This is a genomic window from Helicobacter bilis (assembly GCF_001999985.1).
Lineage (GTDB): Bacteria > Campylobacterota > Campylobacteria > Campylobacterales > Helicobacteraceae > Helicobacter_A > Helicobacter_A rappini.
In genome coordinates this window covers 2,067,836-2,082,770 of sequence record NZ_CP019645.1, presented here as the reverse complement: position 1 = coordinate 2,082,770, position 14,935 = coordinate 2,067,836, and the positions used below count along the sequence as shown (strand labels likewise).

Sequence of the window (14,935 nt, the reverse complement as noted above, 5' to 3'; positions counted from 1 at the left end):
GCAATGCCTTTTTTAAGTATTTGCATGAGAATAGCAAAGCTTATAAATTAAGTATATGTCGGTTATATGTGTTTATTTCATACCACTTACAACAAAGCCATAAGGCTTTGCCTTGCATTTGCAAGTATTCTAAGGTTATTTATTATAAGCTTATTTCAGCAAAGCTAACATTAAGCTTAAAAAGATATAATAAACCCAAGAATTGTAAGCAGCAATTCGAGCTTCATTAAAACTCCTTTTTACAAGGCTGTTTAAATTTACCCGAAAGGTTGCAGCCTTTTGGGTAGCAACCTCAATGTAATTATATCTACTATTTGCTTAACTTCTTTTGAATTCTTAATATCTATTCTAGCTTGTCATGTTGAGCGATAGCGTTACATCTCTACTTACATAAAAGCTAGATTTTTCGACTTTTTCAAAGTCTCGTGCAATCCGCAAGGATTTTACCCATACTTGCAAAAATAACAAAGTAAGCAAACAAAACCAAATTCCAATATTTGCGTATTTGCTTTTAAAGCTTTATGTGAAAAAATAGCTAGGAGTTACCTAGAGGTCAATGACTAGCTATTTTTTTATATAATCTTTTTGAAATGAAATGCCAAAGATGAATTTCACTATAAAGACACACTATTAAGGCATAGGGTCTCCAAGCCTTGTCCTTGTTATAACCCCTTGTGCTTCTTTAATCCATACTTCTAAATTATCTGCATATTGCACCACAATAAGAAAATGTGAGTCAATAGATTTTTTAAAAACAATAATGTAAAAATATTCTACATTATTATTTTTTCATAATTAAAATATTAACTATAAAAAATGTTCTTATTATTATAGTAATTATGTGCAGGGAGTTATGAAAGCTGCAGGAATAACAAAATTTTATAGTTAAAATAACTAGACTATGACAAAAAAATATGTGTGATTTGTATTTTTTTAATGTATAATTTCTGCCATTTAAAAATAAGGAAAGCTTTATAAGCTGGTTATTAATGCGTATTTATAAAAGATTTATGTTTATATAAATATAACTTATTGTAATACTCATTAAAATATTACATTATGTTGCTAAAAGAAGCATGGTTTTGTGTTTCAAAGAAATATTTGTGGTATTTTCGTAACACTTAACTTTGAATATTTTTAGTAATATGTTTATTTAGTTTTCATATTTTTAATGTTTGATTTTTGCCTAATGTTAGGCTAACACAAAGTAGTTGATGGAAAAATTAAGGAGTTAGATTCTATGTCAAGGAAAATGTCATTAAGTATCGTTATTGTGCTTGTGTTGTGTTTTACCTTTTTTGGTGTAGTGGAGTATGTAAAGCAACGCAATATGTTTATTGGGAATAGTATTGCTGAAAATAATAATCGCGTAAAAGTCATGACAACTTATGTTGATATCCTTATGAAAAGACAATTTGATTTTGCAGAAAAAGTAGCAAAGGATCTCTCGCGTAATCACGAACAATTCTTCACAAGAAGTAGTTTGCCTGCATATTTACATAGCATAGCTATGGTGTCTGGTGTATTGCAGGTTTATGTGTCTTGGAGTAATGATGGATTCACATATACCGCGGCAAAGGCTGAAGAATACAAAGTAAGGACCATGAAATATAGCGATGGTAGGGTATATGATGCAAGGGAGCGTCCATGGTTTCAGCAAGCATTGCAAACACAATCGGTAGGCAATACAGAGTCATATAAAGATGTAGCAACGGGAAATGGCGTTATTACCATATTTGCACCCATTAAGATAGATAATAATGTCGTTGGGGCGGTTGGCGTTGATGTAGATTTAGTTGAGTTTGCTGCAGATATACGCGCAATAAAAACGGATAAAAGAGAAGTTTCTATCTTTAGAGATGTTTTCTATGTGCATCCAAATCAAAGCTTTGTTATGGCAGAGGGTAATCCAGATGCAAAGCATTCACTCTCTGTTGGAAAAGCTGCTGCTAAAAGTGGAGCGCCATTTGACTTTCACCGCATGGGAGAGAGTGATAAGAAGCATGGAATCTGTCAGCAGTCTTCACTGGATTGGTCTGTATGTATTGTGAGTAGTGAGAACGAATATAAACCGCATTTAATTGGATTATTTTTATCAAATGTTGTGTGGTTTGTGGGTATTATTATCGTTGCTGGGGCAGTTGTCGTCTTGGTTGTGCGTAGAAATTTGCAGCCATTAAATGTTATAGAATCTGATTTAAGTGCATTCTTTAAATTCCTAAGCTATCAAAGCAAAACACCACCAAAGACAACGCTTATAAAAAATAAAGATGAGTTTGGCAAAATGTCGCATAGAATCAATAAAGAAATTGAAGAAATTGTCGCATTAAGACATGATGAACAAAGTCTTTTACAAAGTATAAATGATCTTATTGCAGAAGCAAAAGATGGTAGGTTTGGATCTCAAATTGATATTGTAAGTAATAATCCAAACTTGCAAGGCGTTGTTGATGCACTTAATACAATGAGCGGTATTTTAAAGAAAAATATTTGTGCAGATATTGCGCGTATTAATATTGTGCTTGATGCAGTTTCTAAGGAAGACTATTCGCAACAGATTAATGAGCCAGTTGGTATTGAAACAGGTATTAATATCGCAATAGCACAATTTGCAAATATGCTAAAAATGAATGCGGGACTAATTGACAAACTTGCAAGTTATAGCAAAAGCTTAGATGATAATACGCGAAACCTACATAAAAGCAGTATGCAGCAAGCACAAGGTGTAGAGGATACAGCTGGTTCGATCGCACATATTACAGAATCTATTGGCAATATTAATGAGCAAAGTAAATCTATCATTAAGCAAAGTGAAGATATTAAAAGTGTGATTGGCATTATTAGAGATATTGCCGATCAAACCAACCTTTTAGCATTGAATGCAGCGATTGAAGCAGCAAGGGCAGGAGAGCATGGCAGAGGCTTTGCAGTTGTAGCTGATGAAGTGAGAAAACTCGCAGAGAGAACGCAAAAAAGTTTGGGTGAGATAGAAGCAAACACTACGATATTAACGCAGGGTATTATGGATATTTCAAGCCTTATTTCTGAGCAAAACGATAAGATATTGCATATCAATGATAATATTTCTGCAATATCAGAGGCAACACAAGAAAACGCTGATATAGCTGATAGCACACATGAAGTCGGCGCTAAGATTTATGAGATTGTAGAGAGTGTAAGCACGCAATTGGCAAGTAAGAAGTTTTAGTGATACGGATTTATGCTAGATTGATTAATCTAACATCTCTAATATATCTTAAGAACTCTTTAAGATATATCGCCTTAAAAGATAGCCAAAGCCATAAATAAATCATTGAAAAAATAAATTTTTTATCTCACTACATTATACTTATGCTACATATGGGTTATCTCACCCAAAACTAGCTACAATATCATTTTAGAAACATTAAAGAAGGATAAAATGGCAAGATTCACAGAAGCAAGTTTAGCCCATTTATATGAATCAATTGATATTGTAGATGTTATCACACAATACATTGATGTGCGAAAAGTTGGTGCAAACTTTATGGCATTATGCCCTTTCCATGATGATAAGACACCTAGCATGTCAATCAGTGCGATAAAGGGCTTATATCATTGCCATGCGTGTGGTGCAAGTGGAAATGCAATCCGCTTTGTCATGGAGTATGAGCGATTATCTTTCCATGATGCCGCACAAAAGATTGCCGCCCTTTTTAATGTGGCATTGGCGTATGAGAAAGGCTATGCTGAAACAAAAAAAAGTAATCTTTTGCCCTCTCTTGCCCTATTTTATCACAACAAGCTTTTCAAGCATAATGATATGTTGCAGTATCTTTTTTCACGCGCTATTAATGAAGATTCTATCAATGAGTTTGAGATAGGGTATAGTGGCAATAGTTATGATACCTTGCGTTTTCTTGATGAGCAAAAGCTAAGTCGCAAGGAAGCGGTTGAATATGGTGTTTTAACGCAAGGCAATGACAGAGATTATGCGCGTTTTGCAAATCGCATTATTTTCCCTATACATTCAAGCACAGGCGTTGTTGTGGGTTTTGGTGGCAGGACTTTGAGTGCTGATAAAAATGTGGCAAAATATCTTAATTCCCCACAAAGCAAGGTGTTTAATAAATCAAAGATTCTATATGGCTATCATTTAGCAAAGCAGATGATTTATAAGCAAAAAAGCATTATTGTATGTGAAGGCTATCTTGATGTGATTATGCTACATCAAGCAGGATTTAAGAATGCGGTAGCCACACTTGGGACAGCCTTAAACGAGGGACATTTATATCTATTAAATAAGGATAATCCGCGAATATACATGTGTTATGATGGTGATAATGCAGGGATTAATGCTGCATTTAAAGCAGCAAAATTTCTCTCACAAAATAGTAAAGATGGCGGGGTTATTTTGCTGCAAGATGGGCTAGACCCAGCAGATATGATCGCACAAAATAAAATCGAGCTTTTTAAAGATGCCCTCAACAATGCAATGCCTTTTGTGGAATTTGTGCTAAGGCATATCATTAAAGATTTTGATATAAATAATCCCATGCAAAAGCAAAATGCACTAAAAGCTTGCAAGGAATATTTGCATACCCTTACACCCTTTTTGCAAGATGAGTATAAGCAAAAATGTGCGTCATTATTACAGATTAGTCCCATTTATTTAGATACAAAAAGTCAAAAGACAAATCATGTAGAAATGCCAAAAGATAGCACAAATAATTTTGCTGAAGAAAGCATTTTATATAATATGCTAGAACATAAAGAGCATTTCTACTTTGCAATCAACTTTTTAACAAAAGAGCATTTCCAAACATATCGCCATGAATTTCAACTCATTTGTAATCAGGATTATGATAACGACAGAATCTATGCCTTGCGATTTAAAACTAAAGCAAAGATTCTAAATGATGAAGAGTTTAAAGAACAATTGCGTATATTCTTACTCCAATACGCACAAGATATGCTACCAAAAATTGCTATTTCACCCATTGAATCTAGTCTAAAATTCCAGCAAATAAAAGCCCTGCATGAAAATATCGCAAAGCTAAAAAGGGGAGAGCTTGTGTCGGTTGGTATGGTGTAGCCATGAAGTAAATTCCAATATTATGTTTTACAATCACACAATGTTCAACATAAACAATAAGAAACCATGTGCCTGGTTAAATAAAAGTAAAACATGCTTGACTTTGTTTTTTTTTTTTTGTAGAATACGCTCTCCAAAGTAAAAGGTTTTTTAAATTCAAGTTAAAGGTTTGTTATATGTATTGCAAAATAGTAAAGGTTGGCATACAGATAGGGTGTAGTATAGGTGTTTGCATGAGTTTATCAGGTTGTTTTGAGAAGCCAAAGCCAAATATACCTGAATTTCAACCAAAAGCATTGAGCGAAAATGCACGAGGGATAACTATGGCAAGCTCTAAGGCATATCATTGCAAGATTGTTGGTGAGATGGAAGGGCATGATGAGGTGAGAGGAAAGGTAAGCAATGTTACAAGAGAGAGGATACGACAGGGTGCGATTAATGATTTGAAAAACGAATTGACTTATGCTATTAAAGATGGGCAGAAAGTAATGATTCACATTTCAAAAGAGCAAATGAAATGCCGAGCATATCCAGTAGATAAAAAAGGCAAGGTTATCCCAAAATCACATCTTAAAGAAATGGATTGCACAGATTGGGAAGATGTCCCAGAAGATAGGGGGCAAATCATTTCTTACAAAGTGTATGCTGATCTCTATGATTGTGGAGATAAGCAAATTCACTAAACAAAATAGGTGTATTTAATAATGCGGTTGTATGGAACTTTATGGTTTCATAGCCCTTGCGTATTGTTGGATACGCATTAACTCACGACTACCCTTTATTTCTATAATATTCTCACTTTTCTTATTTTTGATTCTATATTATCCATTTATGTTTAGGGCATTTGATTTTACTTTTTTTGATATCGGTATTGCGTATTTATAGGCAAAGTAATATTGCTTTATATAAAAATATTTATTAACTATTTGTTTTTTTTTTTTTGTAAATTGCGGCTTACTTTAAATGAAGGGATAAGCCATGCTGAATAAAGCTGTAAAATCTGTTTATAAAAATATGCCAGCTACTTTTAAAAGAAAGCTTCATAGAGCCATAAGAAGTGAAGGGAATCTATACAACACACAGAATCTAATAGATTCTACCGCTCTATTAAGCACACCAATCACAGACAAAGAATTGCAAAAAAAGATTCTAAAAAAGTATCTGCAGATTGTAGAAATAGAAATCGCAAGTTTTTGTAATCGCACTTGCTATTTTTGCCCAAACTCACATATTGACAGAAAAAGTAAAAGTATAGAGCTAGATGAAGCTGTATTTCTAAAACTTATTAATAATTTAAGTGAAATTGACTACAATCAATGGCTAAATTTTCATAGATTCAATGAGCCTTTAGCAAATAAAGAACTGATTTTAAAGCGTGTGAGACAAGCAAGGGAGAGACTGCCAAAAGCAAGCTTCCGCATTTTTACAAACGGCGATTATGTCTCAAAAGAATATTTTGAAGAATTAAGAGATGCTGGGGTAACACACATATTAATGTCATATTACCCTACAAATAAGGATTATGATAGAGAAAAAGTTATAAAAGCGATGGAGAAAATGCAACAAAAGCTAGGTTTAGAATCTAAACTTATGTGGAATACTTTAGAAGAATATTGCGTGAGTTTTATCATGGAGGGTTTAGAGATACTTTATCGCTCATGGAATCCAAATATTACAGGACAAAGTAGGGGTGGCTCGCTGGATTTTATGAAACAAAAACGCAATATTCAATCTGGCTGTTTTCAGTCTGCAATGAGTTTTTATGTAGATTACAATGGGCTTGTGATGCCTTGCTGTCATACACGAAGTGATGAAGAAACGCATAAGCCTTTTATTTTGGGTGATTGCAATAAAAATGATATGTTTGAGATATTTTTCTCATCTACATATACAAATCTTCGTAGTGAGCTTTTTGCCAATACCGCTACAACCTGCAATAAGAATATACAAAAGATTTGCCAAGATTGCACAGATAGACGCCGAGAATTATTTTATGAAATTTCAAACTATTGATGGCATATATACTATTTTTTACGATACAAATAGCCCATACTTCATTAAATATGGTGCTTTATGTTTAGCGCGTTTAGAATCTAAGTCATGCCAAAAAGGCATTAAAATTTGTGGATATTAAATAGTGCGAGAACCTTGTAATATCAATTGTTATTAAACTTGTATTTTTCTTACAGGAATACGCAAAATTGTCTTTAACTTATGGGGTGGTGTCTTATTTGGATTATTGAGATATATCTCGTGGTGTAGGCGTGTAAAATCACCCTGCACACTACCAATGTCATTTTGCAAGGCATTACACATCATAAAATCTTTTATTTTCGCAAGACTTTGCGGCTCATCATCATATGAACCTATGTGAAGCATTTGCACACACAAGCCTTCTTCGAAATGGATAAGACTTGCCTTTGTGGAATCTATACCTTTTTTCGCCGCAACTTCTTGTGTGGCGTATTCAAAAATCTCTTGGCTTACAAAATCTGGTTGAGCTATCATTGCTTGCCATTTGAAATGTTCTTTGCTTTCACCATTCTCTCTGCCCCACCACAAGCCTTCAAGCGGTGGCACGACATATTCCACATAGTTTTTTAAAGCCTTTATCTTTTTGCTCATCTTAATCGTATAGGAGAGAGCATATAAACACTGCAACGCTGATTGATATGCACCATCTGCTTCGTTGGGATTTCCACAGCCCTGCACACTTATGAAAGAAAATCTAGGCACAGAAACAAGCTGTGGAGTCGGTTTAGGTGCGTAACAATCTTTAAAAACCTTTTTAAAATCAAATTTTTCCTGTGCAGCTTTTTTTGTTGGCATTACTTACCTCATATTTGTATTGTGTAGATTCTAACCTAAAGAATCTAGAATCTATCCTCCATTGCATACAAAACTTGAGCTTTTTGTGTTCATGTATTATACGCCCAATGTGTATCAAAAAATGTTGTCTCACCTGATTGCCATCTATATCTAAAAGATAGAATCTATTGCCTTTATGCCTTTGGTTTTGCCTTTGTAGCTAGAAAAAGCGTTATAGCCTTTGCTAGATACTCTCTATTTCCGCTCATACTGCCACTTGTATCCACACAGATTATCATCGCTCCTTCATTTTTTGCCATTTTATAATGCTCTTTTTGTATGGTTTCATAGCCTTGCTTTTCAAAGCAAAAAAGGCGGTTTTGAATGTATTTGAGATTAAAGAGCAATTCTAGATTCTCATCTTTTAGCATAGCTAATTCCTGTGGTAAAAGATTTGCTAAATCTCTGCCTAAGGTTACCCCACTCATCTCTTCTTTGTGATTATGCGTTTTTATGCTTTGGTCTATACTGCTATGCTCTATTTTCTTATTTCCATTTTTCTCTTCTCTGCCAAGTAATGCGGCGATTTTACGCAAATCTTTGCTATTTTGTATATGTCTAAGATATTTATATGTCTTATCAATGCTTATAAATTTTTATATATAACCTCGACTAAAATCATAACCACTTATGCTTTTACCTTTCTCGCTCTATGCAATCATTATGATAATATTCATTATAAAGTGTTGCGTGATTTCTTCTGTTATTGTGTCAAGATTCCCCTATTATCCTCATCATAATTGCTTAAATTTTCTTTATCATCTTGACTTTGACAAAAGCTATCGCATAAGTCTTTTATGTTAAATCGCTTTGCCACTTCTTTCAAAATCTCCCCAACTACACTACTTTTTTTTATAATCTATCCCGCATAATCCACAGATTGTCTTTAAACATTGTAAAAGTTTTAAAAGATAGTCTAAAAATTCTTGCAATGCTTGATGATAGGTTTGTGTAAGCTCTTTTGTGGTGGATTTTAACCATTCACTTTTTTAGCAATTAGAATCTGCTACCAATATTGCAAGACATACTTCCTTGCAGATTTTTGGCTTACCTGTTGATTGGGTATTGATCCAACATAGCTTTATGCGTGGGATTAAATTATATATCTTCTCTTAATTCTATACTATCTTGCAAGACTATGTCATCACAAGATTGCATATTTTTGCATTTGTTTGGTTTTTGGCTTATGTCCTAAAATCTAATAAGTGAAATTATAATATGCGCTTTTGATAGCGTTATGACAAATAAATGATTTTTGCAAGAAGGTTTTGAGAAAATTTTGCACAATCATTATATGTAGATGGTTTTGTAAAGAATGCTTGAAAACCAAAATGTCTGCTATTATAAACCAGCAACGAGACTCCAAAGTCAAATTTCATAAGTCTCGTATGAAAAACGATGTGCAGTCAAGTATAACTTCATAGCCTAAAGATTGCGTACTTACAATTTTGAACAACGACACAGAGTTTCACATAGTAACTTAGCAAAATAAAACATTAAAATCAATCGTATATGATTAACCTGATAAGATTTCAAAAACAGAATCTAACCCCTAAGATTAAGAATATATGAAGGCTCAAAAGATTCTAAATCCCATAAAGGTTCGTTTTGACCCACATCGATTTGTATCTCATCAAACCCTTGCAAATCATTTAGCCTATTTTCAAGAATCTTTTTCACTTTTTCACTCATCACACAAAGCCGCAAACATACATTATTTTCATCATTTAGCGATACAATGCCGCTTATCTCACCCAAATGATGAAAAATGCTATAAAATTCTAAAAATTCCACTTGTTTTTTAAGCTGCACTAAACTTTCTTTGCCATCATCCTCTTTTATCACCATGCTAAATACGCCATTTTGCAAAGCAATAAGCAAGTTTGATAACTCTAAAAACTCCTGCTTACTTGTCGCAAGAGGTAATCTCTCTAGTAAAAACTCTTTAAAAACAGATTCTAGTGTGCTACCGCCCTTATGCGTTTCACTCAATAATTCTTTTAAGTCATTTGAGCTTAATTTAAGTTTTGCATGTGCTAGATTCTCCAGCATTTTTGGCTGCTTAATAAGATCTGAAATGAGTAAGCCATCTTTGCCTTGTTTGACATTTGCCCAATAATTTGTGCCAACTTGAAGTTCTTTGTTGCTTTGTGTCTCAATAATGAGTTTCCCAAGCTGCACGAGATATTTATCAGCACCTTTTTTATCAAGTATGCGTAAAAGCATAGGCAAAGTAGCATTTATCTCTTTATTGCCTGTGGTTGTTGCCATTTGACTTAATAGGCTTTGAATGTGTGTTGGCTGTATCATACCCACCCTTTTTTACTGATAGTAACATATCGGCATACACTTGTGGTTTATAAAATGAAAGTAATGCTAGATAAGTCTCGCATTAAGTTGCTATTTTAATAATTTTTATAAAATATAGTTACATATATTCATCTGTCTGCAATAAATCTTGTAAGCTATATTTTTGAAACTCCTGCATGAAAGCATCTTTTGCCTTATGAATGATTGATTTGAGATTGCAATTGATTTGATAGGGGCATTCCGTGTGTTTAGAATTATGCTTCAAACACTCAACAAAGTCGGTATTTATCTCTGTATAAAGCAACACATCGGCTAATCCAATATCCTTTGGCTTTTTAGCAAGTTTTATGCCGCCTTCCCGCCCCCTAAAAGTCTTTATAAACTGACCTTTTGATAGTTTATGGATAATTTTTTTGAGATGATTCTGTGAGATTCTAAGCTCGCTTGCCATATTTTCTATAGTGTTTAATGTATTATCGTGCTGTGCGAGATAGATTAATGCCCGAAATGAATAATCGCTAAACTTTGATAACTGCATATTGCTTCCTTGTATGTATTTTGGCGTGTTGTTTAAGTATGAAATATTATCGTTTTATTTTGTGATTTTCAAACTTTAATAACGCTGTGTTATTATGCAGCATGAATTTTTTACATATATCCACATATCATAAAATATAGAATCGATTGCCGAAATATTAGTGTCATTTTTTAGTGTGTCTCAACTTGAAGTTATATGTAGCATTTGATTATTTTAGATTCACACTTTGTATTAGAGTATGGGGGGGGGGGGGGTAGTTTCAGAATCTCAGACATCTCGCCTAGTCAATGCAACATAGAGTAAAATTACATTATGCTATCCAACCTTCGAACACAAACCCCATTTAGAATCCATGTGAGATGTCTTGCATACACTCGATACAACTAGTTTCTATGAAGCTTAAAACTTACCCCTTCATTACTCCAAGTGCTTTTTGATAGTCTGGCTCATTTGTGATTTCTTCGCATACTTCTACATAGGCGACTTTGCCTTGTGGATCTACCACAATCACCGCGCGAGTGAGTAACCCTGCAAGTGGAGAAGATTCTAAAATCAGCCCATACGCCTTGCCAAAGTCTTTTGCTTTAAAATCGCTAAGTGCTATTACATTTTCAATGCCTTCAGTGCTACAGAATCTACCTTGAGCGAAAGGCAAATCTAATGACACGACATACACTTTTGCGTTTGTCAGTTTTGCTGCTTCTTCGTTGAATTTACGCGTTTGTGTCGCACATACACCTGTATCAAGGCTTGGCACGACATTGATGATTTGGTAGCCTCCACTTGCACCACCTATTTCTACTTGTGATAAGTCTTTAGCTACAAGAGCTACTTTTGGAGCGTTATCGCCAACTTTAATTGTATTGCTACTTAGTTTTGCTGGAGTGCCTTTAAATTTTACTTCCATGATTTGTCCTTTTAATATAATGTAAATGTATATCCCCCAACTCTAGTTTTAGTCGCTAAGGGATATGTGGCATTCTATCAAAAAGATGTCAAGTTTTTTGTATATTATGATTTGTATTTATTATGAATATTAGCTTAAAAATTGCATTTTCCGTAGGTTATGTAGCATTATAATTCTATGACATGATTACTAATAATATAAGTTATATTTTATCTTATTATTGTCTAATAAAAATTACAAATATCGATATTTAAAAATAAGGCAAATCGTTTTTTTTTTTTTTTTGTAGTTTGCGGCACTGGTTATTATTGATTCTGTGTTATAATACAATCACTTTATTCCAAAACTTTTATTGCATTCTTAAGGATTACAAAATGTCATTAGTTATTGCAGGGAAGAGCTTTCACTCCCGTTTGATTGTAGGTAGCGGAAAGTATGAGAGCTTTGAGATTACAAGAGAGGCGACACTTGCAAGTGGTGCTGAGATGATAACCGTTGCTGTGAGACGGGTAAATATTTTAGATAAAAATGCACCAAATCTCATGGACTATTTTAGGGATACCAATATTTCATTTTTACCAAACTCTGCTGGTTGCACCACTGCAAGAGAAGCGGTGAGTATGTTTGAGCTTGTGAGAGAAGGCACCGGGATTGATTTTATCAAGCTAGAGATTATCGGTGATACACAAAAGACACTTTATCCTGATGTGATAGAAACACTAGAAGCGACAAAGATTCTGGCAAATAAAGGCTTTAAGATTTTAGTCTATACAAATGATGATCCTATTATGGCAAAAAAGCTAGAGGACGCTGGGGCTGCAGCGATCATGCCACTTGCTGCACCTATTGGCAGTGGGCTTGGGGTGCAAAATCGCTTTAATGTTATGTTTATAAAAGAAGCGGTAAAAATCCCTGTGATTGTAGATGCTGGTGTGGGCTGTGCTAGTGATGCGGCTATCGCTATGGAGCTTGGGGCAGATGGTGTGTTAAGTAATACTGCCATAGCACAAGCAAAAGATCCAGTGAGAATGGCAAAAGCTATGAAACTTGCAGTTGAAGGCGGTAGATTAAGCTATGAAGCTGGACGCATAGCAAAGAAGCCTTTTGCCACCGCGAGTTCGCCAACAGATTATATGCCGGCTCTTTAGTTGTTTTGTTTTAAAAGTTTTAAAGATAATTGTTATAAGGAATTCATTATGTCTTATCCACTCAATCGAGAATCATTTGATATTTCATTGCGATTTTGGTTGGAGCGATTTTTTTATACAAAGCTTGTGGGATTGACTGCACACAGAGTAAAGGATAAGGCGGTATTCGCACAAGTTATTCAAGATATACAAAGTGGGGGACTAAACTCGATTGATGAGATTCGATCCATTTGCAAAAGAGCAAGAAAGATAGGTTTGCTAGGCATTAATACTTATGCAAATCCACTTTTTACATTTTATGAGTATTGTATGCGGCTTGGATTCTCTGATATGCGTGAGATACATGTTGAGAATGTGCAAGAGTTTTTGAGTATTTATACAGCAAATCTAAGTCTTACAACAATACGCAATTATCAGTTTGCCTTGACAAACTTTTTTGATTTTATACAAAGACAAAATACCTTAGAAAATGGTGCAGCCCATATCTATAATATGGACATCGTGCTATCTAAGCGATCGGTATCTCATGATTTACCCGAGTTTTTAACGGAAGCGGAGTTAAATGCGTTTTTAAACGCATTAAAAAGCTATGACATTAAGCAAAAACATATAAATTCGGTGGTGCGACTTAGAAATCAGCTCATCATTCTAATGATTGTGTATAGCGGTGCGCGTGTGAGTGAGATACTTGAGATTGGTTATAAAGATGTGTCTTTGGAGGGAGATTATTATGTATTGCGTTTGCGTGGCAAGGGTAATAAAATGCGTATTGTCTTTATCGCAAAAACGCTGATAGAAGAATATTATAATAACTGGGTAGCCCTGCGTGCGAATTTTCCACATGTAGCTGATGATATGCCATTATTTGTTAATAAAAAGTTTCATGTCCCTGCACAATCTTATATTTATGTGGTTATTGAGAACTTGCTTTTAAGTGCAGGTATCCGTAAGGCGAAAAATGGAGCGCATTTATTACGACATAGCTTTGCAACTATGCTTTATAATAAAAGTAAAGATCTCATTTTAGTGCAAGAAAGCTTAGGACATAGTAGCGTTGAGACAAGCAGAATCTATACACATTTTGATAATCAACGATTAAAACATGCAGCAAATGTAATCTCAAATATTGAGAATAGCATTAACAATGGGGGGGGGGGTAAGTCTTTAGATTCATGATGGCTATAATTTGCCTAATATATTAAGCTGCTATCTTTATGTTTTTAATGGCTGTAAAGTGTTTTAGTGTTCTGAACTAGCGAAGCATATAGCTAAACCTAAATCTCTTTATGTAATTCTTGCATATTTATATGTTGTATTTGACCCCATAAAGCACCGTAACGAAACAGTGTAAATTTATCATTTTTGTCAATACTTTATTCCAGACTCAATCAAACATGATTAGCTTATGATTAACTTGTAATAAACATATGATTGAATTATGCAAATAGTGTTAAGTGTTATTGGGTGCATTAATGCAAGGTGATGCTTATGACTTTATTTTGTATTGTTTGCATGTGTTGCAAATGTTAGATTATTGGTTTAAGGTTAAATGATTAAGGCTTTATTGCATATTGCTTTACGGCTTTGCATGTATAGCCAATAACTTTGTTGTATGCCCCACAAGAGCCAACAAGCATAAAGCAATCAAAGCATACATAAACACCAGCATGCACATTACATACGCATATACTCACATGTAAGCATGTATATATATGCTAACACACAAACCCCTAAAAATCCATTCTTATTTCATTGGCATTTAAGGTTTTTTTGTGTTTATTATTGTAAAGTTTGCAAGTGCCACATCATTTAGTATTTAATAATTTGATTTCTATATGTTAATGCCATAAGAGTCTATATTAGTCATTGCCCAAATTATTGCTATATCAACATAACTAAATATTGCTTATACTGCCCACTTTACTATCACACGCAAAGCTATCATTAAGTATTAATTCTGTATGTAGCGTGTTAGTTTCATTACTTGCTTAAAGTAGCATTACAAGCCATTAAGTCGTTATATATATCATTTACATTCTTATTCTCTGCGATACTTGCAAAAAATCATTATCTAAAATTAAGTTGCCGCT

Annotated in this window: 14 protein-coding genes; 7 read left to right on the top strand and 7 right to left on the bottom strand. The window is 34.1% G+C overall.

The window, feature by feature from the left end:
* Nucleotides 1-348: 348 nt before the first annotated feature.
* On the bottom strand, nt 349-477 hold the full coding sequence (locus tag XJ32_RS13245) for a hypothetical protein (RefSeq protein WP_302475933.1): 129 nt from the start codon (nt 475-477) through the stop codon (nt 349-351).
* Nucleotides 478-1,240: 763 nt separating this feature from the next.
* Here XJ32_RS13245 and XJ32_RS09465 point away from each other — a divergent pair.
* From XJ32_RS09465 to XJ32_RS09450, 5 genes are all read left to right on the top strand, one after another.
* Nucleotides 1,241-3,208 carry a methyl-accepting chemotaxis protein gene (locus XJ32_RS09465; protein WP_077389319.1) on the top strand — a complete coding sequence of 656 codons (1,968 nt, stop codon included), beginning with the start codon at nt 1,241-1,243 and terminating at the stop codon, nt 3,206-3,208.
* 213 nt (nt 3,209-3,421) lie between these two features.
* A complete protein-coding gene (gene dnaG, locus XJ32_RS09460) occupies nt 3,422-5,074 on the top strand; it encodes a DNA primase (RefSeq protein ID WP_077389317.1) in 1,653 nt (550 codons plus the stop codon).
* Nucleotides 5,075-5,250: 176 nt separating this feature from the next.
* The gene (locus XJ32_RS09455) at nt 5,251-5,757 is read left to right on the top strand and encodes a hypothetical protein (RefSeq protein WP_077389315.1); all 507 of its coding nucleotides are present in this window, start codon (nt 5,251-5,253) and stop codon (nt 5,755-5,757) included.
* A 31-nt stretch (nt 5,758-5,788) separates the two neighbouring features.
* Nucleotides 5,789-5,959 (top strand): hypothetical protein, encoded by a 171-nt coding sequence (locus XJ32_RS12050; protein ID WP_155761512.1) that lies wholly within the window; start codon nt 5,789-5,791, stop codon nt 5,957-5,959.
* 93 nt (nt 5,960-6,052) lie between these two features.
* A complete protein-coding gene (locus XJ32_RS09450; RefSeq protein ID WP_077389313.1) occupies nt 6,053-7,087 on the top strand; it encodes a radical SAM/SPASM domain-containing protein in 1,035 nt (344 codons plus the stop codon).
* 153 nt (nt 7,088-7,240) lie between these two features.
* Here XJ32_RS09450 and XJ32_RS09445 read toward each other — a convergent pair whose 3' ends face one another.
* The 6 genes from XJ32_RS09445 to tpx all read right to left on the bottom strand — a co-directional run bounded on the left by XJ32_RS09445 (nt 7,241) and on the right by tpx (nt 11,697).
* Complete coding sequence (locus XJ32_RS09445; RefSeq protein ID WP_077389311.1) at nt 7,241-7,903, bottom strand: GyrI-like domain-containing protein; 663 nt, start codon at nt 7,901-7,903, stop codon at nt 7,241-7,243.
* A gap of 173 nt (nt 7,904-8,076) precedes the next feature.
* Nucleotides 8,077-8,478, bottom strand: a complete 402-nt coding sequence (locus XJ32_RS09440) for a vWA domain-containing protein (protein ID WP_077389309.1) — start codon at nt 8,476-8,478, stop codon at nt 8,077-8,079.
* A 167-nt stretch (nt 8,479-8,645) separates the two neighbouring features.
* Complete coding sequence (locus tag XJ32_RS13240) at nt 8,646-8,768, bottom strand: hypothetical protein (protein ID WP_267892896.1); 123 nt, start codon at nt 8,766-8,768, stop codon at nt 8,646-8,648.
* A gap of 719 nt (nt 8,769-9,487) precedes the next feature.
* On the bottom strand, nt 9,488-10,252 hold the full coding sequence (locus XJ32_RS09435; protein ID WP_077389307.1) for a hypothetical protein: 765 nt from the start codon (nt 10,250-10,252) through the stop codon (nt 9,488-9,490).
* A gap of 118 nt (nt 10,253-10,370) precedes the next feature.
* Entirely contained in the window at nt 10,371-10,790 is a 420-nt protein-coding gene (locus XJ32_RS09430) for an RrF2 family transcriptional regulator (RefSeq protein WP_077389305.1), read from the bottom strand.
* 406 nt (nt 10,791-11,196) lie between these two features.
* Complete coding sequence (gene tpx, locus XJ32_RS09425; protein ID WP_077389303.1) at nt 11,197-11,697, bottom strand: thiol peroxidase; 501 nt, start codon at nt 11,695-11,697, stop codon at nt 11,197-11,199.
* A gap of 374 nt (nt 11,698-12,071) precedes the next feature.
* On the opposite strand from tpx, the gene XJ32_RS09420 reads away from it, so the two are divergent.
* Both XJ32_RS09420 and XJ32_RS09415 read left to right on the top strand, forming a co-directional pair.
* Nucleotides 12,072-12,845 (top strand): thiazole synthase, encoded by a 774-nt coding sequence (locus XJ32_RS09420; RefSeq protein ID WP_005217946.1) that lies wholly within the window; start codon nt 12,072-12,074, stop codon nt 12,843-12,845.
* Nucleotides 12,846-12,893: 48 nt separating this feature from the next.
* Nucleotides 12,894-14,021: a tyrosine-type recombinase/integrase gene (locus XJ32_RS09415; protein WP_077389301.1), complete on the top strand. Its 1,128-nt coding sequence runs from the start codon at nt 12,894-12,896 to the stop codon at nt 14,019-14,021.
* Nucleotides 14,022-14,935 lie beyond the last annotated feature (914 nt).